Genomic DNA, 22,903 nt, shown 5'->3' with positions numbered 1-22,903 from the left:
ACCTTCGGTTTGCTATTAGGGACGTGAGAGACGTGGCACTGCCACAGGAGACTTCTACCGGCGCCGGACTGCACCCCGAGCGCCTCTACGGCTGGGGCATGACCAGCCCCTCGGTGGCCGACGTCGCCGACCCCACCGCGCTGGAGCAGCTCTCCGAGCTGGTGACCGGCGCCGGGCCCCGCGGTGTCATCGCCCGCGGCCTGGGCCGCTCCTACGGCGACCCGGCCCAGAACGGCGGCGGCCGGGTGGTGCGCACCACCTCGCTCAACAAGATCCTCAACATCGACATCGAGCGCGGGATCGTCACCGCGCAGGCCGGCGTCAGCCTGCACCAGCTGATGAGCACCATGCTCCCGCTGGGCTGGTTCGTGCCGGTCACCCCGGGCACCCGCTACGTCACCGTCGGCGGCGCGATCGGCGCCGACATCCACGGCAAGAACCACCACAGCGCCGGCTCCTTCACCCAGCACGTGCTGGCGATGGACCTGCTCGGCGCCGACGGCGAGATCCGCACGCTGACCCCGGCCGGCACCCCGGAGCTGTTCTGGGCCACCGCCGGCGGCATGGGCCTGACCGGCATCGTCACCCAGGCCACCATCGCCTTCAAGAAGGTGGAGACGGCCCGCATCAAGGCCGACATCTGGCGCGCGCCGGACCTGGACGGCGTGATGGCCGAGCTGGCCGCCACCGACGACAAGTACCCCTACACGGTGGCCTGGATCGACTGCCTGTCCACCGGCCGCAACCTCGGCCGCTCGGTGCTGACCTGCGGCGACTTCGCGAAGCTGGACGAGCTCCCGGCCAAGGTCCGCCGCGAGCCCCGCAAGTTCGCCCCGCTGTCCCTGGGCACGGTCCCGCCGGTCCCGGTGAACGGGCTGCTCAACAAGATGACCGGCCGGGTCTTCAACGAGATGTGGTTCCGCAAGGCGCCGGTCCGCAAGGAGGGCGTGATCCAGGGCGTCGGGGCCTTCTTCCACCCGCTGGACGGGATCATGGAGTGGAACCGCGTCTACGGGCCGGCGGGCTTCCTGCAGTGGCAGTTCGTGGTGCCGTTCGGGGCCGAGGACACGCTGCGGCAGATCGTGGAGCGCATCTCCGCCCACGGCGCCCCGGCCGCCCTGACGGTCCTCAAGCGCTTCGGCGCGGGCAACTCCGGCTACCTGTCGTTCCCCACCCAGGGCTGGACGCTGGCGCTGGACTTCCCGACCAACACCCCGGGCCTGGCGGCGCTGCTGGACGGCCTGGACGAGAAGGTCCTGGAGGCGGGGGGACGGCTGTACCTGGCCAAGGACTCCCGGATGGCGCCGGAGTTGATGGCCGAGATGTACCCGCGGCTGGAGGCCTTCCGCAAACTGCGGGCCGAGATCGACCCGCACCAGGTGTTCATGTCGGACCAGGCGCGCCGCCTGCACCTGTAGCGGCCGGGTCCACTCGGCAGAGCCTCCGCAGCCTCCGCAGCGCCTCCGCAGCCTCCGCAGCGATGAACGGATAGGAACGAATATGAAGGACTCCCTGGGCGCGGCCCAGTCCCTGCTGGTGCTCGGCGGCTCCTCGGACATCGCCATGGCCACCGCCCGCAAGATGGCGGCCCTGCGCACCAAGAAGATCTACCTGGCCGGCCGGCCCTCCCGCCAGCTGGAGGACAACGCCGCCGAGCTGCGCCAGCTCGGCGCCACGGTGGAGGTCGTCGCCTTCGACGCCGCCGCCACCGACGACCACGAGAAGGTCCTGTCCCAGGTCTTCACCAACGGCGACGTCGACGTGGTCCTGATGGCCTTCGGCGTCCTCGGCGACCAGGCGGAGGACGAGAAGGACCCGGCCCGCGCGGCGGCGGTGGCCCACGTCAACTACACCGGCGCCGTCTCCAGCGGCATCGTGGTGGCCCAGGCCCTGAAGAAGCAGGGCCACGGAGCCCTCGTGGTCCTGTCCTCGGTGGCCGCCGAACGGGCCCGCAAGGCCAACTTCATCTACGGCTCCAGCAAGGCCGGCCTCGACGCCTTCGCCCAGGGCCTCGGCGACTCCCTGGTCGGCACCGGCGTCCACGTGATGGTCGTCCGCCCCGGCTTCGTCGACACCAAGATGACGAAGGGCATGGAGAAGGCCCCCCTGTCCACCACCCCCGAAGCCGTCGCCGACGCCATCCTCACCGGCCTCCGCCGCGGCTCCCACACCGTCTGGGCCCCCGGCGCCTTCCGCTACGTGATGTCGGGCCTGCGCCACGTCCCGCGCCCGATCTTCCGCAAGCTGCCGATGTAGGTCGGCAGCCCAGCCACTGCCCAGCCACTGCCCGAGCGGCGGCCCCCGACCGATCCTGGCCGGGCCGCCGCTTTCGGCATCACGGCCCGGGCGCGGGAGCGGGAGCCCCGGACGCCGCTCCCGCCCCCGCGCCCCCCTCCGCATCTCCCTCGCCAGGCCCCAACAACCAGTCGACAGCCGCACCGAAGTCAGCAGCCGTATGCCACACCCCCACCTCATCAGCCACCCCCCGATACTCCCCACTTTCCACCCGAATGGCCCTAACCCCCATCCGCACCGCCCCCCTAACATCCTTATCAGGACGATCACCCACCACAACACACCGCTCCGGCCCCACCCCGAGATCCCTCAACGCCTCCCGAAACGGCGCCCCATGCGGCTTCCTCCACTGCCGCCCACCCAACGCATCAGAAACCACCACACTGTCGAAAAACGCCCCGATCCCCAAAGCCCGCACCTTCCACTCCTGAACCGCGACATCCCCATCAGTCACCACCGCGAGCCGAATCCCGGCCGCCCGCAGGCGGGCAAGCGCCGCGCGGACCCCGGGATAAGGCTCCAGGCGCGCAGGCCGGTGGGCGCGGAAGGCGGTGACGAGCTCGACGAGGAGAGGGGATGGGGGAACGGGGAGGGGGGCGGGGGAAAGGGAAGAAGCGAGTTCTCCACTCGGGACCGAGCTCGGGGCGGTGTCGGCTGACGGCGCGGTCGGGGTGGCCGGTGGCGACGGCGCGGCCGGTGTGGCCGGTGCGGCTGGCGGCGACGCGAGCGGTGTGGTTGGGGTGGCTTGTGCCGAGGCGAGCGGCGCGGTCGGGGCGGCCGGCGTTGACGCGGCTGGCGCGGTCGACGGGGCCTGCGGTGACGCGGCCGCGACTGGCGATGACGGGACTGATGCGGCCGAGGCGGCTGACAGCGATGCGATCGGCGTGGCTGGTGTTGATGCGGCTGGCGGGGCCTGCGGTGACGCGGCCGAGGCAGCTGGAGCTGGCGGTGTCGCGATTGGCATGGTCGGGACTGGCGTTGAGGCGACCGGCGCGGTCGGCGTAGCTGGCGTCGACACGGCCTGCGTTGACGCGGCCGAGGCGGCTGACAGTGATGCGATCAGCGCGGCTGGTGTTGATGCGGCCAAGGGCAGTGCGGCCGACGCGGCCTGCGTTGATGGCACCAAGGCGGCCGAGGCAGCTGGCGGTGTCGCGATCGGCGTGGCTGGCGCGCTTGGTGCTGAGGCGACTGGCGGCGTTGGCGTCACCGGTGCGACCAGCCTGCCCTGCTCGCTCGGTCCGCTCGGCCCGACCAACCCACCAGCCCCATCCACCCCAACCCCATACCCAACCGCCTCCAACGCGCGGTCAATAATCCCGCCGCGCGCCGTGCCAAGCGCGGCGTCGGCCTGTAGCGCGGCCAGGAAGGCTGCTTCGTCGATGCCGTAGCGGCCGGCCGCGCGGGCTACTGCTTGCCAGGCGCCGTCGAGCCAGGACTGTTGGGGGTAGAGGGTGTCGTCGAGGTCGCAGAGGACTGCGTCGATGGATGCGGCGCGGGTGCCGTGGCGGGTGGTTGGGGTGAGGGGTGAGTTGTTCGGTGTGGGGTTGCGGCCGCCGGTCAGTGGCATGAGGTGGCTCCTGTGCTCATCTGGCGGCTCATGCGGTGGCTCCTGTGCTCAGGCCCGGCGCGGGGCGGCCCACGAAGTCTGGTTCGCGGAATCGCAGCAGGCCGGCTTCCTCGGCGGTGGCGATGGCGTTCACTGCGCGTGTGGCGGCGAAGCCGTCGCCGTAGGGGCATTCCAGGGCGGCGATCCGTTTCGCCTCCGCCGCGTCTGCGAATCGCGTTACCGCGGCCAGTGCCGCGTCGCTGTCCAGGCCGACCAGCTCGGACGATCCGGCCGCGACGCCTTCCCACCGCGGAGTCGAGCGGCGGAGCACCACCACCGGTACGCCGAACCACGCCGCCTCCTCCTGGAGTCCGCCGGAGTCGGTGACCACTACGCGTGCTGACGCCAGCGCGGCCAGCATCTCGTGGTACGGCAGTGGCGGTGCGAGGTGGATGCCGGCGTCGGTCAGGCGTGGCAGTAGGTAGGTGGCGGTGAGGCGGTCGCGGGTGCGGGGGTGGAGGGGGAAGGTCACCGGGCCGAGGGCGGGGTCGTGGCGGGTCAGGGCGGCGATTCGGGTCAGGAGGTCGACCAGGGCGGTGAGGCGGGCGGGGGAGTCGACCGTTGACGCGCGGTGGGCCGTCACCAGTACGCCCCTGCGCGCATCCGAGGGGACGCGTGCGATGCCCGCCTCGCGCACCACGTCCACCACCGTGTTGCCGACCACGTGGATCCGGGATGGGTCGACGCCCTCGGCGCGCAGGAACTGGGCCGCGAGGGCGGTGGGTGCCAGGTGGAGGGAGGCGGTCGCGGCGGCGATGCGGCGGTTGACCTCCTCTATCGACGTCTCGTTGAACGATCGCAGCCCGGCCTCCAGGTGCAGGACCGGGACGCAGGCGCGCCGGGCGGCCAGGCAGAACGTCGGCACCGTCATGGTGTCGCCGAGGAGGAGGATCGCGTCGGTGGGGTGGGCTGCGATCTCGTCGACCGCGTGGTGCAGCAGGGCACCGAGGGCGGTGGCGGGGTCGGCCGGCAGGGTCCAGCGGGCATCAGGCTCCATATTCAGGGAGCTGAGGAACTCCTCGCCGAGGGCCGGGTCGAAGTGCTGGCCGGTGAAGACCAGGCGCGTGGGCCAGTCACGGGCGCGGAGGGCGCGGACCACCGGCGCCAGCTTGACGATTTCCGGGCGGGTGCCGAACGGGATCGTGAGTCTCATCCCTCGAACACCTCGCAGAAGCGCCTGGTCATCCGCACGCCGGGCCGGTATCCGAGCCGCGAGCTGCGGACCGGCAGGCCACGGACGGCGCGCACGTACTCGCCGACCAGGTCGGCGCCGGCGGCCAGGGACAGCGGCAGGCCGCCGGAGAAGCGCGGGTTGCATTCGACGAACACCACGTCGTCGTCCTCCGTCACGAATCCCTGGACGCACGCCACCCCGCGCAGCCCCACCGCGTCCAGCACGGCCGCGGCCCCTATCAGTACCCTGTCATCAGCGAACGTCTCACCCTTGGTCGAGATGCCGCCGCGGGTCTCCAGGCGCCAGCGCGGCACGCCGCCGGCGAAGCGGCCGTCCCGGTCGACCAGGGCGTCGACGGTGAACTCCCGTCCGGCCAGCCGCGTCTGCACGATCGGCTCCGGCATCCGCCGCAGCGCCCACGTCACCTCCTCGGCCGAGTCGCACGGATACACGTCCCGCGACCCGCGCCCGCTGCGCGGCTTGACGATCCAGGGCCCTGACACATCGGACGCCACCCATCCGGTGGCCGGCGTCGCGATCCCGGCCTCGCCGAGCGTGGTTGCGAACAACGCCTTGTCGGAGCAGCGTTCGACCGTGCGCTGGGACGGCACCCACACCGCGACCCCGCTGTCGGCCAGGTCGTCGGCCCGCGCCCCCAGTGCGATCAGTTCCTCGGCGACCGTCGGCACGACGGCGTCAGCCCCCTGCGACACTGCCAGCTCGGCGAGGACGTCGACGAACTTGGGATCGTGGGCGGGCGGCACGACATCCGACGCGTGCCCGAGCGACAAACCCGCAGCCATCGCATCGCAATCCACTGCGACGGTGCGTACTCCCGCCGCGAGCAGCGCGTTCAGCACCGAGATCCCCGCTGCCCCGCCTGCGCCCGTGACCAGGACCGAGTCCGCCATGCTATTCCTCCCACCAACCGGTCGCCGATAACGACGCCTGCACAGAGGCACCAGAGATGCCTGCCTCGGCCACTGGCGACGCCTCGATCACCAGCGGCGCCGCCTCGATCACCGCCGGCACGACCGGTACAACCGGCACCACCGGCGCCTCCAACTGCCCCCACAGCAGTTCCTGCTTGGCCCAGATCCGCAGCCGCACCAACGTCTCCGTGGCCGCCGGCTCCCACCGATGCCTTATGACGGTTTGCGCCAGCGCCTGCCGCACCCAGATGTCCTCCTCGGCCTCGGCGACCGCCAGCAACAGGCGCGCATTGCGTCCGACCCCGTTCTCCCCGGCGGTCTGCACCGCCGCCACCCGCGCGGCCGGTTCCACGGCGTTCAAAGCGGTCCGCAGCTGACGCCGCACCGCCGCTCGCATCAGGGCACTGCGGACGGCCGCCACCGCGACCAGCGACCCGCCGACCGCGAACACCACCGGCTCCGCGCTCACGCCGCACCTCCCGCGTCAGGTACGGCCCGGCACAAGTCCTCCAGCGCCACCCCGTCCCGGGGCAGCAGACACCACAGCATGAGTAAGAACCCTCCCAATGTGTACGCGAACGCGAACAACGAACCGACCCAGTCGTGGAACAACACCAGCGCCGACGGTCCCACCAGCAGCCCGACCCCGATCGACGCGGCGATCCGGGCGATGTTGCCGACGAACACCAGCGCCATCGCCGCCACCGCGGCCACCGCCAGCCGCGTCCTGGCGGCCGGCGGACGCAGCACCGTCAGCCCCGCGAGCGCCAGCAGCGAGGCCAGCGACGAGCACGGGGCCGTGATCAGCGCCGCGAACCGCCCGTGCGAACCGGCGTCGACGATGATCGACGCCTGATAACCCCGCGATACGGAGTGGATGCCGAACAGATGCAGCACCTCCACCGTCGTCGCGGTCTCGAACCCCCGCATCCGGTCCTGCAACAGCACGAAGCCGAGCACGGTTCCGGCGATCAGCAACCCGATGCGGAGGAGAACCCGCCACGGCTCCAGCCTCACGACCCCACCTGCCCTGGAGCCCGCGCTGGAGCCGGCCCCGGAACGTGCCCGGAAGCATGCCCAGGCACCCGCCCTGGAGCCCGACCAGTCGGCGCCGCCGCCCGATCTGTGCGCACCCACGTGTAGGAGGACCCTGACAGCCCGTCGACCCACGCCTTCGCGCACAGCACCGCCGAGATCAGGAACATCGGCAGGAACCAGACCAGCGCCAGCACGTCGGAGCGCCGCGTCCGGGCCAGCAGCATCCCGCCGCCGATCTCCAGCAACGGCCCCAGGAACAGCAGTGTCCACAGCACGAAACCGCCCGGCACCGACGCCGCCGGCGCCACCCCGGCCATCGCCAGCCCCAGGAGTCCCAAGGCCGCCAACGAGGCCACCGGCACGTGGTAGACCAGCAGGAACATCACGGTCTCGACACGTTCGAGCACTGACAAATGCGACGCACGCACAACGTGCCGCAGGTAGTCCCGGCACACCTGCTGATGCCCCCGCGCCCACCGATACCGCTGCTTCCAATACCGCCGGACGGTCGTGACGCCCTCCTCGTCGTCGACCGCCGCCGGCTCGTACCGCACCCGCAGCCCGGACAGCAGCAGCCGCAGCGTCACATCGGTGTCCTCGGTGACGCTGTGCACGTTCCAGCCGCCCAGATCACGCAGCGCCGACAGCCGGATCGCGCAGTTCGCACCGCCGTACGCCGGCAGCCCGAACACCGACTGCCGCCCGAACTCGTTGACCAGGTAGCCCGCCAGATAGTCGACGGTGATCAGCCGGGTCAGCGGGGCGTCGGCCGCGTTGCGGATCCGGCACCGGCCCTGCACCGCCCCGACGCCCGCGTCCTCGAAATGCCGCACCAGCAGCGCCAGGCTGTCGCGGTGCGGACGGTGGTCGGCATCGAAGACCACGACGATCTCGCCGGTCAGCCGCGGCAGCGCGTGGTTCAGCGCCGCGGACTTGCCCGGCGGACCGGAACCGGCGGGTCGGTGCAGCGCCAGCAGCCGCGGTTCGACGGCGGCGCGCGCGTCCAGGATCTCGCCGGTGCCGTCGTCGGAGCCGTCGTCGACGATGACGATCTGGAGCAGCTCGGCCGGATAGTCCAGGGCCAGCAGCTCGGTCGCGAGCCGTTCGACGACGAACCGCTCGTTCTTGCACGACACCAGCACCGACACCGCTGGCCGGTAGCCCACGGCACCGGACATGTCGAGCGTGTCAGCCTTCGACGAGGCGATCTGCTCGGACCCGGCGTGCCGGAGCGCCGAGACCGCGAACGCGGTGTGCCGGAGGAAGAAGCAGAGGAAAACGATGTCGAGCGCATACACGGCGACGCTCGTCAGGAGCGCGGTGCCCAATACCGACCACGCTGTCAGCGCCCCACCGATCAGCAAAGCGTGTCTCGGCCATCCGGCAGGCAGCCGGACGGCCGGGACACGGCGGTGGGCGGCGCGCCTCACCGGCTTGCCGGACGTGCGTCGGCGTACTCAATACCCTGCGACTGCGGGAAGTCCGTGCTGACAGTGTCCGCCGCCAGGTCCCACGCGAACCGCTCGGTCTCGAATCCCTCGGCGTGCAAAAGCCTCGCCTGAAATCCTCGGTACCGAGCTTGCGCCTGTACTGCGTCCAGATCCACCAGGTCGTTCTTCGACACCTGCGAAACATGTGCTCGCAACGCCTTCAGCTTGCCGGGCAGATGCTCGGCGACGTCCACGAACACCGTCGGTGTGAACCCGATCGACGACGGCGTCTCATACATCAGGATCCTGCGGACATGCCGTCCGGCCGCGAGCGTCGCGGCGGCCGCGCACCGGTGGTCCTGGTGGCTGTCGCGCGGGCTGTGGGTGTAGACGACGTCCGCACCCGTGGCGCGGATCGCCGCCTCGACCACGGCCACGGCGGCCCGGCCCTCGGGCACCGCGCCGTCCTCGAAACCGCCCCAGAACAGGTCGGCCCCGAGGATCGACGCGGCGATCTCCTGCTCCGATATCCGCGAGGACTGGCCCTGCGGCCCGTGCTCACCGCCGGTGAGCACGAGCAGCCCGACCCGGTCCCCGCGGGCCCGGTGCGCCAGCAAAGAGGCACCGCACCCGAGTTCCACGTCGTCCGGGTGCGCGCCGACGGCGAGCACCCTCACGCACTCGTCCCTTCACCGCCCGAGCCGCCCGGACCTTCCGGGCCACCCGACCCGCCAGGGCCGCCTGACCCACCCGATCCGCCCGACCCACCCGCGCCAGCCACCGCGATCGACCTACCAGAACGCCGCTTGCGCACCTGGTACCCGGTGAACAACACCCCGAGCACCCCGGTCAGCGCGATCCCGCCGACGGCCCCGACCGGCATCGACGGCCCGCCGGTGAGCGAGCACTGCGACTGCGCGACGGAGACGTCGCCGCTTCCCAGCCCCAGCAGGCCCGGCAGCAGCTTGATATGCACCGCAGTGACCGTGATCCCCGGCGAGTCAGCGCTCCCGGTCGGCGCCTGCTCGTTCAGGACGACGTCCGCGACGCCCGCCACGCTGATATGCGTGTTCGGCGCCGGGTTCGCCGCCACCTTCTGCCCGGCGATCACCAGGCCCACCAGGTTGCTGCCGCCCGAGGCGCCGGTGCCGTTCGCGGTGCACTGCGAGTGCACGGCGTTGTCGCCGGTGATCAAGGCCGGTACCGCCAGACTCTGCACGTCGGCGGTGCTGTGGACGCTGCCGCCGGACGGCGTGCCGACCGTGCTGACGTCCAGCACGCCCAGCGAGGCCAGGGTGCCCACGGCCAAGGTCGCGAGGTGCCCGGTCACCGGGGTCGTGCTGCCGCCGGGGGCCGGCAGGGTCACCTTCGGCGCCTGCGCCACTTGCAGGTGCAGGCCGGCCAGCAGCGTCACGTCGGCGGAGACACCGAACGCGGCGCCGCCCACGGCCGCCGGCGCGGCGGTCGCGCTGGTGGTGCAGCCCAGGCACAGCGCCGTGCCCGCCGCGGCGACCCCCAAACCGCGGGAGGCCAGGCCTCGTCGAAGTGCCCTCATAAGGGGAGTACTCCTCATCTCGTGCTCGTATTCGGGGAAGCATGCGAAAGTGGGCCGAACGCATGTGGTGACGGCCCGCTCACCCGTAGTCTCTTCTCCGGACCGGAAAAGGGGATCGTGCAGGCGCCGTCACTTCGGCCTCGTGCATTCGGAGTACCGACCACCTGCTGATGACGTACCGACGGCTTGGTGACAACCTGGGGGCGGGAGATGGCGGACGGGACGATCGTGGTCTGCGACGCGCTGCGCGCGGTGGGCGAGTCGCTGGCCGCCTACCTGGCGCGCGACGGCCTGACCGTGGCCGCGGTGGTCGCGGCGGCCGAGGAGCTGCTCGACGCCGTCGCCGAGTACCAGCCGACGCTGGTCCTGCTCGACGTCGCGGTGGCCCGCCGCTACCCCGGACGCCTTCTCGCCGCCCTGAACCGCACCGGAAGTGCCAGTGTGCTGATGCTCGGGCCGGTGACCGCGACCGCGGACGCCGCCGAGGCCCTGCGCGACGGCCTGCAAGGCTGGGTCCCGCACCGGGCCTCCGGCGACGAACTGCTGGAGGCGGTGCACGCGGTCCGGCGCGGCGAGTTCCACATGCCGCCGGAACTGGTGGTGGGTGCGCTACGAAGCACGGCCATGCGCAGTACGACCATGCGCGGCACCTCTATGCGCGGCACCCCCATGCACGGCACCGCGACCTCGACGGATTCCGCACGCCGTGACGGATCCGGCGCCACCCCCGCGCGCTTCGGCGACGCCGACGGCGCCACGGCGGACGCCAGGATCGCGGCCCTGGCAGCCCTCGGCGACCGTGAGCGCACCGTCCTGGCGTGCCTGGTGGAGGGGATGGACCGGCGCGGGATAGCCGTCCGGCTGCGGATCTCCGAGAACACCGTCAAGACCCATATCGGCCGCATCCTGGCCAAGCTCGGAGCCCATAGCATGCTTGAGGCCGCCGCCATCGCCCGCGCCGCCGGACTGGGGGATCCAGCACCCTGATCCGGGTGGCGAATTGCTCCGAAAGGGTGACCAAGGTTTCGTGGCCTCGTTGTCCCGGGTGTGAGAGTCCTGCTTTGCGACGCGTACCGCCTGTTCGCCGAAGCCTTCGCGGCAGTCCTGGCGCAGCGCGGCCACCACGTCGTCGGCGTGTGCCTCGACCCGCGCCGGCTGCCGGACTCCCCGCCGGCCGAGGCCGACGTCTGCGTGGCCGACTTCGGCCGGCCGACCGACGACCTCGGCGCGCTCACCGACGCCGCGACCCTCCACAGCGCCAAAACCCTCGCGCTCACCAGCGAGGAATCCGCCGGGCCGCTGCACGCGCTGATCACCGCCGGCGTCGACGGACTGATCTCCAAGCGGCGCAGCCTCGACGAGATCGTCGCCGCGATAGACCGGCTCCACACCGGCGCCGGTTACTACGACCCGGTGCTGGTCCGGCACGCCGTGACCACCAAGCCCCCGCCGCTGGGACGGGAACCGGGGACCTCGTCGCTCACCGGCACGCTGACGCCCCGGGAGCTGGAAGTCCTCACCCAACTGGTGCGCGGCATGTCGACCGGAGGCATGGCCGCCGCGATGGGCATCTCCATCACGACCGTCCGGACGCACACGCAGTCGGTGCTGACCAAGCTCGGTGTGAACTCGCGGCTCCAAGCCGCCGCCTGCGCGGTCAGCTATGGGCTCGTCGAGCCGCCGATGGTGTGAGAAGGCCCGGAAGGCCGCCGGCGAATCAGGCTTCCACCAGCCACGGGAACTGCTCCCGATCCGGACCGACCCACCCGGCGCGCGCCGCGTCGGAGGCCAGCGTGGCCGAGTGGTAGAAGCGGGTCAGCAGCCGCTTGTCGAGCAGTTCCGGATTGCCCTCGGCGAACCGATCGAAATCATCGACGGGATGGGCGTCGGTGTGGTGGCCGACGAGCTCGACCCACGCGCGGCTCATCGTGGCGTGGTACTTCTGGGGCGCGCCCGCGTACCGGGCGGTGTCTTGAATCCCGGTGCTGACCAGCGAAACGGCCTCGCCGGTCCCCACGGAGCGGACCGCGAGCCAGGTCAGGTGCACGTGCTGGCGGTGGCCGAAGCGGTCGGAGGTGGACATGACCTCGGCGAACAGATCCTCGAATGCCATGGGCCGAGGGTACGCGCGCGGGTGGCGGACGCCTTCTGGTTTTTCTGGGGCGCGGCCTTCCCCACGCGCCAGGACCGGCGACCTCGAAACCGTGCTGAAGCAGCTCACCGCGCAGCGCCGGTAGAGCCGTGAACAGCGCCGTGAACCCGGGGCGGCCGACCCTCCCACAACCCGGCCGCCCCGGTCTGATCCGCGCCCGGCCGGCAGGAACGGGACGCGGAGCTCATGGTGGCCGCTACACGGCGGCGGCGAGGGCCGGCCAGGCGAGGGCCGGGCGGGGCAGGGTCTGGGCCTCGAAGGCGGGGAAGTGGTCCTCGGGGCGGGGCAGGCCGAAGCGTTCGCGCAGGGTGCCGCCGTCGTAGGCGGTGCGGAACAGGCCGCGGCGTTGCAGGACCGGGACCACGTGGTCGACGAAGCGGGGCAGGCCGCCGGGTGCGGCTTGGGCGTGCACTGCGAAGCCGTCCGCGGCGCCGGCCTCGGCCCATTCCTGCATCAGGTCGGCGATCTGTTCCGCCGAGCCGGTCGGGACCAGGCCGGGCACGATCAGTGGCAGGAACGGTTCGCGGCCGTATGCCGCTGCGCGCGACTTCACTTCGTAGGCGAACGAGGCGGCCTCGCGGATGTCCCGCTGGCCGGTGAACACGACCTCGGCGTACCGCGCGGCGAACTCCATGTCGTCGGACGTGGGCTCGGCGCGGTGCACCAGCAGCGGCCAGCCCTGCGGGGTCCGCCGCACGTTCAACGGCCCGCGCACCTTGAAGAACAGGCCGATGTGCTCGATCTCCCGCACGCGCTCGCGGCGCACCGTGGCGTCGTCGGCCCAGCTGTCCCACAGCTGCGTGACGACGTCCAGCAGCTCCGCCGCGCGCTCGTACCGGACCGCGGCCTCGACCGGCTCGTCCATGCTGAAGTTGGCCGCCTCGTCCAGGCCGCCGCCGGTCCCCATGTTCCAGCCGGCGCGGCCGTGCGAGATGTGGTCCAGCGAGGCCAGGGAACGGGCCAGGGGGAAGGGCTCGGAGAAGGTCGTCGAGGCGGTCGTGATCAGGCCGATGTGCTCGGTGGCGGTGGCCACGGCGGCGAGCAGCGTCAGCGGCTCCAGGCCGCCGGCGACCACGCTGTCCGGCCCCGGCAGGGCGAGGAAGTCGTCGAGGAACACCGAGTCCAGCAGGCCGCGCTCGGCGGTCCGGGCGAGATCGACGAAGTCGTCGACCTCGTGATTTCCGGGGACGTGCAGGGATGCGATGAGATGAAGCATGAGAGCTCTCTGAAATGGGATTCTTCGGATACGAAGAGGAAAGGGCTCCGAATATTTCGGAGACAGAAGCTTGTTGCTTCATTGGCTGCGATAACCGCAGCTCAGCTCCGGAATTGAGCTAAGCGCACCCAGAACAGATAGCGCTCGCGGTACGTCCCAGATCGACATGCCGGCGAGCCACAAGAAAAGCGGCGCGTCCCATGTCTTGAGAATGACAGCGCTTCTCAGAGAACGTCAATATCGGCGATTCCGTGTCTCAGGATCCGGACCGAATGGCCCATCGCGCCGGGCCGGCATCGGCCCTACCCCGGCCGCCGCCCGGCACCCTAAGGTCAAAGCCATGTCATACCCGTCGCCGCGCTACCTCGCCGACCAGGGCGAGGTCAGCGCCACCTTCCGCACCGCCGCCACCGATCCCGAACTGCGCATCGGGCAGCGGTCGCGCGTCAGCCTGCTCTCCACCGGCGCCACCACCGACGGCCTGTACGGCCTCTACCGATGGGACCTGCTGCCCGCCGACCCGGAACCGACCCCCGCCAAGGAGGGCCACTACCACCGCACCTTTTCCGAATCCTTTTTCATCCTCGACGGCAGCGTGGCCCTCTACGACGGCGACACCTGGCGCGAGGCCACCGCCGGCGACTACCTGTTCGTCCCGCCCGGCGGCGTCCACAGCTTCGCCAACACCACCGGCGCGGCCGCCTCGATGCTGGTGCTGTTCGCCCCCGGCGCGCCCCGCGAACCGTACTTCGAGGAACTCGCGGCGATCCGCGCCGAGGGCCGCCAGCTCACCCCCGAGGAATGGGACGAGCTCTACGCCCGCCACGACCAGTACCGGGCCTGACATGACCGACGGCCACGCGACCGACGCCCGGCCCGCCGAGGCGCGGGTGTCGGCGCGGGTCCTGCTGGTCGACGCGTAGGACCGGCTCCTCTTGTTCCGGAAATGGACCGGCACCGGCACCGACTCCCGACACCGGTACTGACACCGACACTGACACTCCAGCCAGCATTCAAGCCCACACAAGAACCAGCACCTACGCCCACGCCCACACTGAAGCCCATGCCCAAGCTGGCACCAAGGCCGGCACCGAGGCCGACGCCTATCTCGGCCACCGCTGGTGGACCGCCGACGAACTGGCCGCGACCGCCGAGCGCGTCATACCCCTCGGACTGCCCGAGCTTCTGCGCGATCTCGTAGCCGGGCGCATTCCCGCGGAGGTCGTCGTCCTGCCCTGGCATCACTGACATCACATGCTCTGACCTGCGAGAAGGCCGTCTCCCTCGGTCGGTGAGGATCTGATCGCTCACAGCGAACGCCGCCCGGGGAACACCAGAGGGCTCACAGACATTGAGTGAGTCAGACTCAACTTACCTCTCGTAGGGAGCCACAGCAGATGAGTGAGAACATGACCGGCGCGACCAAGGCCTTCCCGGTCATCCCGCTGGACGACGCGGTCGTTCTGCCGGGCATGGTCGTGCCGCTGGATTTGTCGGACTCCGAGACCCGCGCCGCGGTCGACGCCGCCGCGAACGGGCCCACGCGCGGGGGCAAGCCCCAGGTGCTGCTGGTGCCGCGCCTGGACGGCAGCTACGCCAAGTCCGGCGTCGTCGGCATCATCGAGCAGACCGGTCGGATGGCCGGGTCCGGCCGTATGGTCGCGGTCGTGCGCGGTACCCATCGCGCCACCATCGGTGTCGGTACCACCGGTCCCGGTGCGGCGCTGTGGGTCGAGGCGATCGTGCTGGACGAGCCGTCGATCACGTCCCGGACCCGGGAGCTGGCCAAGCAGTACAAGGAACTGGCCATCGAGATCCTGCAGCACCGCGAGGCCTTCCAGGTCGTCGACATGGTGCAGCAGATCACCGACCCCTCGCAGCTGGCCGACTCGGCCGGCTACGCCCCCTACCTCAAGCCGGTGCAGAAGGTCGAGCTGCTGGAGACGCTCAGCGTCGACGAGCGGCTGGAGAAGCTGCTCCAGTGGGGCCGGGAGCACCTGGTCGAGCTGGACGTCAACGAGACGATCCGCAAGGACGTCGAGGACGGCATGGAGAAGCAGCAGCGCGAGTTTCTGCTCCGCCGCCAGCTGGCCGCGGTCCGCAAGGAGCTGGCCGAACTCGACGGCAAGGAGGCCTCCGAGGAGGAGGACTACCGGTCCCGTGTCGAGGCCGCTGACCTTCCCGACAAGGTCCGCGAGGCGGCGCTGAAGGAGGTGGACAAGCTGGAGCGGGCCGGTGAGCAGGGCCCGGAGGCCGGCTGGATCCGCACCTGGCTGGACACCGTCCTGGAGATGCCGTGGAACGAGCGCTCCGAGGAGTCCTACGACATCGCCGGCGCCCGCGCCGTCCTGGACGCCGACCACGCCGGACTGGACGACGTCAAGGAGCGCATCGTCGAGTACCTGGCCGTCCGCAAGAAGCGCCAGGACAAGGGCCTGGAGCTGGTCGGCGGCCGGCGCTCCGGCGCGGTGCTGGCCCTGGTCGGCCCGCCCGGCGTCGGCAAGACCAGCCTCGGCGAGTCGGTGGCCCGCGCCATGGGCCGCGAGTTCGTCCGCGTCGCCCTCGGCGGCGTCCGCGACGAGGCCGAGATCCGCGGCCACCGGCGCACCTACGTCGGCGCGCTGCCCGGCCGGATCGTCCGCGCCATCAAGGACGCCGGCACCATGAACCCGGTCGTCCTGCTGGACGAGATCGACAAGGTCGGCGCCGACTACCGCGGCGACCCGACCGCGGCCCTGCTGGAAGTGCTGGACCCGGCACAGAACCACACCTTCCGGGACCACTACCTGGAGGTCGAGCTGGACCTGTCGGACGTGGTGTTCCTGGCCACGGCCAACGTCCTGGAGGCCATCCCCGGCCCGCTGCTGGACCGCATGGAGCTGGTGCGGCTCGACGGCTACACCGAGGACGAGAAGGTCCTGATCGCCCGCGACCACCTGCTGCCGCGGCAGATCGACCGCGCCGGACTGTCCGCCGACGAGGTGGCGTTCGACGACGAGGCGCTGCGGCTGCTGGCCCAGCAGTACACGCGGGAAGCCGGTGTGCGCGACCTGGAGCGCGCCATCTCCCGGGTGCTGCGTAAGGTCGCCGCGAAGACCGCGCTGGCCGACTCCGAAGCCGCCGCCAAAAGCCCGGCGACGGTTCTGGATCAGGACGGTGCAGGCGCGTCCGACGGCGACGCTGCGGCTCAGGGAGCTGAGGTCACGGCTGGGGTGAGCTCGGACGGGACGGCGGCGACCGGAACCGCGACCGAGGCGACCGAGACCGCGACCGAGACGACCGAGACGACCGAGACGACCGAGGCGACCGAGACCACCCCGACCAAGACCCCCAAGCTCGTCGTGACCGTCGATAACCTGAAGGACTACCTGGGCCGTCCGCGCCACACGCCGGAGACCGCCGACCGGCTGGCCGTGCCCGGCGTGGCGACCGGCCTGGCGGTGACCGGCGCCGGCGGCGAGGTGCTGTTCGTCGAGGCCTCGCTGGCCGACCCGGAGTCCGGCGGCACCGGCGTGACCCTGACCGGCCAGCTGGGCGACGTCATGAAGGAGTCGGCGCAGATCGCGCTGAGCTACCTGCGGTCGCACGGCGCCGAGCTGGAGCTGCCGGTGGCGGACCTGAGCAAGCGCGCGGTGCACATCCACGTGCCGGCCGGGGCCCAGCCCAAGGACGGCCCGAGCGCCGGCGTCACGATGACCACCGCGCTGGCCTCGCTGCTGAGCGGCCGGCTGGTCCGGCAGGACGTGGCGATGACCGGCGAGGTGTCCCTGACCGGGCGGGTGCTGCCGATCGGCGGCGTCAAGCAGAAGCTGCTGGCCGCGCACCAGGCCGGTGCCACGACCGTGCTGCTGCCCAAGCGGAACGGCCCCGACCTGGACGACGTCCCGGCCGAGGTGCTGGAGAAGCTGGACGTGCACCTGGTCGCCGATGTGCGTGAGGTTCTGAACCTCGCGCTGGAGCCCGCGGAGCGCCCTGTCGCTGTGGCTGCCGTCTAGGCACTCCGTGTGGAAAGAGCCGAGGCCCTGGACCGATCCCCTCCGGTCCAGGGCCTCGGTGCGTGCCGGTCAGAACAGCGCCCCCCGCGCCGACGCGGTCGTGACCGAGACGTCGTAGACGTAGCCGAACCACCGGCCGCGCTGCACGCTGACCGTCGCGCCCTCGTCCACGCTCCAGAACGCCCCGGTCGGCACCGGCCAGGCCATGACCTTCGCGACCCCGCCCGGATCGACCGCGAGGTGCCGGTCCTCCGAGCGCTGCCGGATCCGGACCACCTCGCCGACGATCGTGTCCCGCAGCGCCAGATCGGCCAGCGCCCCGAACAACAGCACCAGGTTCCAGGCCGTCACCAGCAACAGCAGCGTGCTGAGGGCGATGACGCCGTACCCGACATAGGTGTGGGAGACCTCGAAGTCCTTGATCGTGAGGTTGTGGCTGCCGAACCAGAGCAGCGCGCTCGGAGCCAGGAGGTAGAACGCGATCGCGAAGACCTGCCCCTTCGACGGACGGCTCCCGACGTTGTAGAGCGAGACGCTCACGATCACACAGACGACCGCGACCCCGATCGTGGTGAACACCTTCACATCAGTGCCGTGGGTCAGCGGCAGCCGCACGAACCAGTGCTTGTGCACGGCGATCCACACCAGCCCCGGCACCAGCACCAGACACGCGCCGATCCGGCGCAGCGCGATGACCACGCTCCGCTTCGGATGCCGGACCCGGCGCTCGGTCGCCACGACATACCCCAGCCGTACCTCGTGCCACACCCCGCCGTACGTCGACCAGGCCCGGCGCTCGTCGCGGGCGCCGAGCGGCAGGGCGCCGACGGTCTTGCGCGCGATGCCGAACCCGGCGGCGAACGCGAGATACCGGTCCCAGATCGCGACCGCGGCCGGCGGCAGGCGCCGGAACTGCTCGTCGGCGGCCAGCCAGTCCCGCAGCCCGAGCCACGCCGAGCAGACCTCCTGCCCGGCCTTGGTCTCCCGCTCGCCGGTGAGCGAGCCGACGACGAGCAGCGCGCCGATCATCACCGCGCCGAACAGGCCGCCGTTGCCGTCACCGTTCGACCGGCTTTTCGCCGCGGCGACGGCCGCGAGCGTCGCCGGCACCAGCGCCGCGACCACCAGCAGGGCCTTGATCCCGGGGCCGTAGCGGGCGCGGGACAGGCCGCGGGCGCGGGCGTCGGCGACGACCTCGCGGTCGAAGTCCTTGTGCCACTTGGCGTCCTGGTCCTTCGTGCCCTGCGCCAGGGCCCGCGCCGGGACGACGCCGCCGCTGGCCAGCGCGGTGACGCGGTGCAGGATCCGCTTCTCGAAGGGCAGGAGCGGGCCCGGGTTGCCGCGGGCCGGGACGTGGATCGGGCGGCCCGCGACTGTGGGGGTCGCGGGCAGGGGAGCGGGCGCCGCGCCGACCTCGTTCGCGACCGCGCCGTACAACCGTGGTGCGGCGCCGGCCGCCGGAATGGTCAGCCCGATCGCCGGGCCGCTCGGACCCGATCCCGGACCGGCTGGCCCGGCCAGACCTGCTCCCGGACCGGCCGGCCCGGCCAGATCCGATCCCGGACCCGCTCCCGGCCCGGCCAGCCCGGCCGCCGGTGTACCCGGGTCGGCGTACCCCGTGGAAGCCATGGCGGTGTAGCCGTGCCCCGCCGACCCGCCCGACCCCGCCTGCCCCGGCACCGCCTGCCCCGGCACCGCCGAGCCGTCCCCCTTCACCCGCACGATCGTGTCCCGCGGATCCGGCCCCACCTGCTCGAACGCCAGCAGCCCGCGCCCCGCCAGGTCCACCAGCGTCGCCTGCACCGCGCTGCCGCCGACCTCCCAGCCGCCGGTCAGGAACTCCGCCACCGCCGGCGGCTCCGGACGCAGGTCCATCGTCCTGGGCCCGGCCTGCGGCATCCGGGGACGCGTCACCGCCTTCACCGCCAGGACCGCCAGCAGCCACAGCGCCACCGCCGCCAGGGCGGCCAGCGCCAGCGGCACGTTGAGATCGCTCCAGTGCCACGCCGTGCCGGTGGTGTGGGCGCGGTGCGGCGTCAGGGCCGCGGGCATGTCAGAACTGCACGCGGACGGGCGCGGTCTCGGCGCCGGCGGCGCGGAAGAACTCGCGGCTGCGGAAGCCGAGCATTGCGGCGAAGACCACGGTCGGGAAGGTGCTGACCGAGTTGTTGAAGCCCAGCACCGCGTCGTTGTAGTACTGGCGCGCGTACGCCGCGCGGTCCTCGGTCGTGGCCAGTTCCTGCTGCAAGGACAGGAAGTTCGTGTTCGCCTTCAGGTCCGGGTACGCCTCGGCGACCGCGAACAGCGACTTCAGCGCCCCGCTCAGCATTCCGTCGGCCTCCGCGGCGGCCTGCGGACCCCCGGCCCCGACCGCGCGGGCGCGCGCCTCCGACACCGCGTCGAAGATCCCGCGCTCGTGGGAGGCGTAGCCCTTCACCGTCTCCACCAGGTTCGGGATCAGGTCGTAACGGCGCTTGAGCTGCACGTCGATCTGGCCCCAGGCGTTGTCGACCTGGTTGCGCCGCCGCACCAGACGGTTGTACAGGCTGATCAGATACAGCAGGAAAAGTACAATCGCGGCACCGACCGCGATGAGCCCGATCATCATCTTCGTTTCCCGACTCCCCGGCGCGGCGATCCGCGCGATCGGTACAGATTGTGGGCCGGTGCGAGGGGGGTCGGCATGCGGGTTTTCCCTAGTGAGGACGTAAGTGAGACCTCTTCGTGACCGCGCAGGTCAGGGCCCGCCGATGGTCCGGTGACGGAGCCCCGACGGGCCGGCCGGTCGGGTCGCCGACCGCCCGGCCCATCGAATCCTCCGTTGCTCAGGAATCAGCTCAGCCGATGGTCCACTGCTGGAGCGCCGAACCGGTGTTCGTCTGCTGCGTCACCAGCGCGCCATTGGCCGTGGACGCGGTGGTCAGCAGCAGATTGCTCTTGGCGTTCGTCAGCGTGTAGGCGCCGCCGGCCAACTTGGTGGCGGTCCAGTGCTGGTTCGAGCCGCCGGTGCAGGTCCACTGGATCACAGCGGTGCCCGCGGCGGTGCCGCCGCCGTTGTCGTCCATGCAGAGCTGCGACTGCTGGTTGACGATCTGGTAGGTGCCGTCGGCCTGCTGGGTGAACGTCCAGGACTGGTTGGGGCCGCCGTTGGGGGCCCAGGTGATCAGTTGCGTCCCGGCGGTGGTTGAGTGGTTGGGGTCGTCGAGGGCCTGGCCGGAGGCCGTCAGGGTGTGGGTGCCGTTGAGGCTGGGCGCGGCGGCCGACACGGTCCAGCTGAAGGTGGTGGTCCCGGTCGCGGTGCCGGACGTGGCGGTGACGGTGACCGTGGAGGTCGCGGCCGTGGTCGGGGTGCCGGTGACGAGGCCGGAGGCGCTGATCGCCAGGCCGGCGGGCAGGCCGGTGGCCGAGAAGGTCAGGGCCTTGTTCTGGCTGTCGGAGGCGGAGATCTGCAGACTGGCCGCGGTGTTCACGGTCGTGGTCTGCGCCCCGGGGTTGGCGACGGTCACGGTCTCGGCGCCCGAGGTCGACGCCGGGGTGAAGGTGAGGGTCTGTTCGGCCGCGGTGCGGCCGCCGCCGACGCTGGTGCCGCTGGTGTCGGTCCAGCCGCGCAGCGGCGTGGTCTCGGCGGTGCGCGTCGACGTGCTCGACAATCCGAGCACCAGGCCGCTGTAACGGTTCACGAGCCGGAAGGCACCGCTCTGGCCGGTGACCGGGACGGCGAACCACTGCTGGCCGACCGTGCCGGTGCTGCCGGACAGCGCGGTCACGGTGGGCTTGGTGCCCCACGCGCGGTTCCCGGTCGAGGTGGCGACGCCGAGGGCCTGGCCGCTGCTCGCGTTGACGACGCGGAAGGAGCCGTCGCCGTTCGCGGTGAACTGCCACGCCTCCAGCGCCGAGCCGGTCGCGGCGGCGTCCGAGGTGGTCGCCGAGCTGCCGGAGACCTGGGCCAGGACCCGGCCGCCGGCGGTGCCGATGGTGTAGGTCTTGGTGGTGTCGACCGGCGGCGCGGCCGGGGCGGCGGAGTCGATCGTCTCGTTGGCGTAGGTGCCGCCCTGGTTGTTGGCGCAGGAGATGGAGCAGTAGGAGCGGAACGTCTTGCCGACGATCATCGGATTGGTCTTGTTGGCGCCGTCCAGGAACCACCGGTACCAGGACCCCGACACGTAGCTGCCGGAGTTGCCGATGAAGTACCACTTCTGCGTCGCCAGGTTGTCGGTGACGTAGTACTGCTGCGGTTCGTTGCCGGTCTGGCCGACGGTCTCCGGCTCGCCGATATACAGCCCCAGATAGGCGTCATAGGTGATGTTCATGACGAACAGCGGGGACTTCGACGGCAGCAGCCCCGCCGCGACCTGCTGGTCCACGGTTCCGGTATTGGCCGGGTTGTAGTCGTGGGCCGGGAGCGTGTAGCCGGTGGGGTTGGTGGAGTCGGTCGGCTCCATGTTGCTCTCCAGGCCGCCGACACCGGGCTGCGTCCACGCGCCGTTGTACCACTTCTGCCAGGTCCCGGCGGCCATCTTGCCGGACAGCGGGGCCCGGGCGACGTGCGCCAGGCCGCCGGTGCTGCCGCCGACGCCGCCCTTCGGCACGACGCGCGAGCCGTAGTAGACGTAGAAGTACCCCGACGCGTAGTCCACGAACAGCCGCTGGTCGCCGTCCCCGTAGTAATAGGTCTGGTTCGGGAACGCCGTGGTGTCGCCGCGCGTGGTGCTGTACGGCGAGGTGATGGCGTGTCCCTGGATGCTCCAGGTCTTCCCCTGGTCGTGGGACACGGCGTAGTCGATGGAGTCGTAGTGCAGTCCGTCGCCGAACGGCTGAGGCGTGAACTCGTTGTGCACCAGCCCGTACCAGTCGCCGGTGTCCGGGTCGACCCAGGTGCCGAGCAGGTCGCAGAAGTTCTTCTGCGAGTAGCCCGAACCGGAGCCGGCCGAGGAGGCGGACAGCCCGGTCGGGCTGTTGTTGCAGCGCCAGGTGGTGTCGTTGTTCTTGTCCGAGGAGTTGGACGGGTTGACGGAGTTGCTGATCGTGGCGTTGCGCGTGGCGCTGTCCAGGTCGGTGCCCGAGTAGAAGTCCCAGTACCGCGGATCGGTGGCGCCGTACAGCGAGGCCGACTGCTGGAAGTAGAACGAGCCGTCCTTGTCGATGTACGGCGAGGCCGGGGTGTCGGTCGGGTAGCCGAAGGACCCCGACGAACCGATCGTGATCGTGTAACCGGACGTCGGCGGCGTCGCCGAGGCCCCGGCCGGGGCCAAGGTCAACGCCGCGACGCCGGTCAGCACACCTGCGGTGGTGGCGGCCGCCAGGGATTTGCGGAGTCTCACGGGTACTCCCTTCGAGGGATGTGGGGGAGGTGCCCGTGTTTTATCTCTCAAAAGCTGTCACGGGTCGAGCTTTTTCAAGCAGAATCCAAGGTGGCCGACACAAAAACACAGCTGCTGCGCGCGGGCTCGTGGGCTCGCGCGCCCACGAACCCGCGCGCCGACGAGCCTGCGTGCTGGCGTACCTGCGCG

General features: G+C 71.3%; 20 protein-coding genes and 1 pseudogene. 7 read left to right on the top strand and 14 right to left on the bottom strand.

Going from position 1 to position 22,903, the window contains the following annotated elements; translation table 11 throughout:
* Positions 1–32 precede the first annotated feature (32 nt).
* Positions 33–1,418, top strand: coding sequence for a decaprenylphosphoryl-beta-D-ribose oxidase (gene dprE1 / locus ABD481_RS15495; RefSeq protein WP_344666342.1), 1,386 nt, complete (start codon positions 33–35; stop codon positions 1,416–1,418).
* 82 nt (positions 1,419–1,500) lie between these two features.
* Positions 1,501–2,256: a decaprenylphospho-beta-D-erythro-pentofuranosid-2-ulose 2-reductase gene (dprE2, locus tag ABD481_RS15490; RefSeq protein ID WP_344666341.1), complete on the top strand. Its 756-nt coding sequence runs from the start codon at positions 1,501–1,503 to the stop codon at positions 2,254–2,256.
* Between the two features lie 79 nt (positions 2,257–2,335).
* On the opposite strand, the pseudogene ABD481_RS47385 reads toward dprE2, so the two are convergent.
* Positions 2,336–2,845 (bottom strand): annotated as a pseudogene (locus ABD481_RS47385) (HAD-IIIA family hydrolase); the annotation flags it as partial.
* A 97-nt stretch (positions 2,846–2,942) separates the two neighbouring features.
* On the opposite strand from ABD481_RS47385, the gene ABD481_RS15485 reads away from it, so the two are divergent.
* Positions 2,943–3,683: a hypothetical protein gene (locus ABD481_RS15485; RefSeq protein WP_344666340.1), complete on the top strand. Its 741-nt coding sequence runs from the start codon at positions 2,943–2,945 to the stop codon at positions 3,681–3,683.
* Between the two features lie 207 nt (positions 3,684–3,890).
* On the opposite strand, the gene wecB is transcribed toward ABD481_RS15485, so the two are convergent.
* The 7 genes from wecB to ABD481_RS15450 form a co-directional block, all read right to left on the bottom strand.
* A complete protein-coding gene (gene wecB / locus ABD481_RS15480) occupies positions 3,891–5,054 on the bottom strand; it encodes a non-hydrolyzing UDP-N-acetylglucosamine 2-epimerase (protein WP_344666339.1) in 1,164 nt (387 codons plus the stop codon).
* The gene (locus ABD481_RS15475) at positions 5,051–5,986 is read right to left on the bottom strand and encodes an ATP-grasp domain-containing protein (protein WP_344666338.1); all 936 of its coding nucleotides are present in this window, start codon (positions 5,984–5,986) and stop codon (positions 5,051–5,053) included. Before ABD481_RS15475 ends, wecB begins: the two co-directional genes overlap by 4 nt.
* Before the next feature lies 1 nt (position 5,987).
* Positions 5,988–6,476 (bottom strand): hypothetical protein, encoded by a 489-nt coding sequence (locus ABD481_RS15470; RefSeq protein ID WP_344666337.1) that lies wholly within the window; start codon positions 6,474–6,476, stop codon positions 5,988–5,990.
* Positions 6,473–7,024 (bottom strand): archaeosortase/exosortase family protein, encoded by a 552-nt coding sequence (locus ABD481_RS15465; protein ID WP_344666336.1) that lies wholly within the window; start codon positions 7,022–7,024, stop codon positions 6,473–6,475. Before ABD481_RS15465 ends, ABD481_RS15470 begins: the two co-directional genes overlap by 4 nt.
* Positions 7,021–8,373, bottom strand: a complete 1,353-nt coding sequence (locus tag ABD481_RS15460) for a glycosyltransferase family 2 protein (protein ID WP_344666335.1) — start codon at positions 8,371–8,373, stop codon at positions 7,021–7,023. Before ABD481_RS15460 ends, ABD481_RS15465 begins: the two co-directional genes overlap by 4 nt.
* A gap of 98 nt (positions 8,374–8,471) precedes the next feature.
* Entirely contained in the window at positions 8,472–9,152 is a 681-nt protein-coding gene (locus ABD481_RS15455; RefSeq protein WP_344666334.1) for a PIG-L deacetylase family protein, read from the bottom strand.
* On the bottom strand, positions 9,149–10,030 hold the full coding sequence (locus ABD481_RS15450; protein WP_344666333.1) for a choice-of-anchor P family protein: 882 nt from the start codon (positions 10,028–10,030) through the stop codon (positions 9,149–9,151). Before ABD481_RS15450 ends, ABD481_RS15455 begins: the two co-directional genes overlap by 4 nt.
* A 189-nt stretch (positions 10,031–10,219) precedes the next feature.
* Between ABD481_RS15450 and ABD481_RS15445 the strand changes: the two genes are divergently transcribed.
* On the top strand, positions 10,220–11,017 hold the full coding sequence (locus ABD481_RS15445) for a response regulator transcription factor (RefSeq protein ID WP_344666332.1): 798 nt from the start codon (positions 10,220–10,222) through the stop codon (positions 11,015–11,017).
* Between the two features lie 60 nt (positions 11,018–11,077).
* Positions 11,078–11,722, top strand: coding sequence for a helix-turn-helix transcriptional regulator (locus ABD481_RS15440; protein ID WP_344666331.1), 645 nt, complete (start codon positions 11,078–11,080; stop codon positions 11,720–11,722).
* A gap of 25 nt (positions 11,723–11,747) precedes the next feature.
* Here the strand turns inward: ABD481_RS15440 and ABD481_RS15435 are convergent, their stop codons facing one another.
* The 3 genes from ABD481_RS15435 to ABD481_RS47380 form a co-directional block, all read right to left on the bottom strand.
* On the bottom strand, positions 11,748–12,143 hold the full coding sequence (locus ABD481_RS15435) for a hypothetical protein (protein WP_344666330.1): 396 nt from the start codon (positions 12,141–12,143) through the stop codon (positions 11,748–11,750).
* A gap of 235 nt (positions 12,144–12,378) precedes the next feature.
* Positions 12,379–13,398, bottom strand: coding sequence for an LLM class flavin-dependent oxidoreductase (locus ABD481_RS15430; RefSeq protein WP_344666329.1), 1,020 nt, complete (start codon positions 13,396–13,398; stop codon positions 12,379–12,381).
* Between the two features lie 118 nt (positions 13,399–13,516).
* Positions 13,517–13,600, bottom strand: coding sequence for a putative leader peptide (locus tag ABD481_RS47380; RefSeq protein WP_425559184.1), 84 nt, complete (start codon positions 13,598–13,600; stop codon positions 13,517–13,519).
* A 138-nt stretch (positions 13,601–13,738) separates the two neighbouring features.
* On the opposite strand from ABD481_RS47380, the gene ABD481_RS15425 reads away from it, so the two are divergent.
* Both ABD481_RS15425 and lon read left to right on the top strand, forming a co-directional pair.
* Entirely contained in the window at positions 13,739–14,242 is a 504-nt protein-coding gene (locus ABD481_RS15425; protein WP_344666328.1) for a cupin domain-containing protein, read from the top strand.
* A gap of 553 nt (positions 14,243–14,795) precedes the next feature.
* Complete coding sequence (gene lon / locus ABD481_RS15420) at positions 14,796–17,393, top strand: endopeptidase La (RefSeq protein ID WP_344666327.1); 2,598 nt, start codon at positions 14,796–14,798, stop codon at positions 17,391–17,393.
* A 69-nt stretch (positions 17,394–17,462) separates the two neighbouring features.
* Here the strand turns inward: lon and ABD481_RS15415 are convergent, their stop codons facing one another.
* From ABD481_RS15415 to ABD481_RS15405, 3 genes are all read right to left on the bottom strand, one after another.
* Positions 17,463–19,445, bottom strand: a complete 1,983-nt coding sequence (locus ABD481_RS15415) for a DUF2207 family protein (protein WP_344666326.1) — start codon at positions 19,443–19,445, stop codon at positions 17,463–17,465.
* Position 19,446: 1 nt separating this feature from the next.
* Positions 19,447–20,001, bottom strand: a complete 555-nt coding sequence (locus ABD481_RS15410; protein WP_344666325.1) for a LemA family protein — start codon at positions 19,999–20,001, stop codon at positions 19,447–19,449.
* Between the two features lie 229 nt (positions 20,002–20,230).
* On the bottom strand, positions 20,231–22,714 hold the full coding sequence (locus ABD481_RS15405) for an RICIN domain-containing protein (protein ID WP_344666324.1): 2,484 nt from the start codon (positions 22,712–22,714) through the stop codon (positions 20,231–20,233).
* Between the last annotated feature and the right edge of the window lie 189 nt (positions 22,715–22,903).

The sequence above is a fragment of the Catenulispora yoronensis genome, assembly GCF_039531695.1.
In the GTDB taxonomy this organism is placed as follows: domain Bacteria; phylum Actinomycetota; class Actinomycetes; order Streptomycetales; family Catenulisporaceae; genus Catenulispora; species Catenulispora yoronensis.
The sequence above is the reverse complement of the archived record's forward strand: the minus strand, read 5'-3'. Positions and strand labels throughout refer to the sequence as shown.

What these genes read in the sequence shown, in the direction of transcription:
- dprE2 (WP_344666341.1), top strand. Translation starts at nt 1,501, where the DNA reads ATGAAGGACTCCCTGGGCGCGGCCCAGTCCCTGCTGGTGCTCGGCGGC.
- wecB (WP_344666339.1), bottom strand. Translation starts at nt 5,054, where the DNA reads ATGAGACTCACGATCCCGTTCGGCACCCGCCCGGAAATCGTCAAGCTG.
- ABD481_RS15475 (WP_344666338.1), bottom strand. Translation starts at nt 5,986, where the DNA reads ATGGCGGACTCGGTCCTGGTCACGGGCGCAGGCGGGGCAGCGGGGATC.
- ABD481_RS15450 (WP_344666333.1), bottom strand. Translation starts at nt 10,030, where the DNA reads ATGAGGGCACTTCGACGAGGCCTGGCCTCCCGCGGTTTGGGGGTCGCC.
- ABD481_RS15435 (WP_344666330.1), bottom strand. Translation starts at nt 12,143, where the DNA reads ATGGCATTCGAGGATCTGTTCGCCGAGGTCATGTCCACCTCCGACCGC.
- ABD481_RS15430 (WP_344666329.1), bottom strand. Translation starts at nt 13,398, where the DNA reads ATGCTTCATCTCATCGCATCCCTGCACGTCCCCGGAAATCACGAGGTC.
- ABD481_RS47380 (WP_425559184.1), bottom strand. Translation starts at nt 13,600, where the DNA reads ATGGGACGCGCCGCTTTTCTTGTGGCTCGCCGGCATGTCGATCTGGGA.
- ABD481_RS15425 (WP_344666328.1), top strand. Translation starts at nt 13,739, where the DNA reads ATGTCATACCCGTCGCCGCGCTACCTCGCCGACCAGGGCGAGGTCAGC.
- lon (WP_344666327.1), top strand. Translation starts at nt 14,796, where the DNA reads ATGAGTGAGAACATGACCGGCGCGACCAAGGCCTTCCCGGTCATCCCG.
- ABD481_RS15415 (WP_344666326.1), bottom strand. Translation starts at nt 19,445, where the DNA reads ATGCCCGCGGCCCTGACGCCGCACCGCGCCCACACCACCGGCACGGCG.
- ABD481_RS15410 (WP_344666325.1), bottom strand. Translation starts at nt 20,001, where the DNA reads ATGATGATCGGGCTCATCGCGGTCGGTGCCGCGATTGTACTTTTCCTG.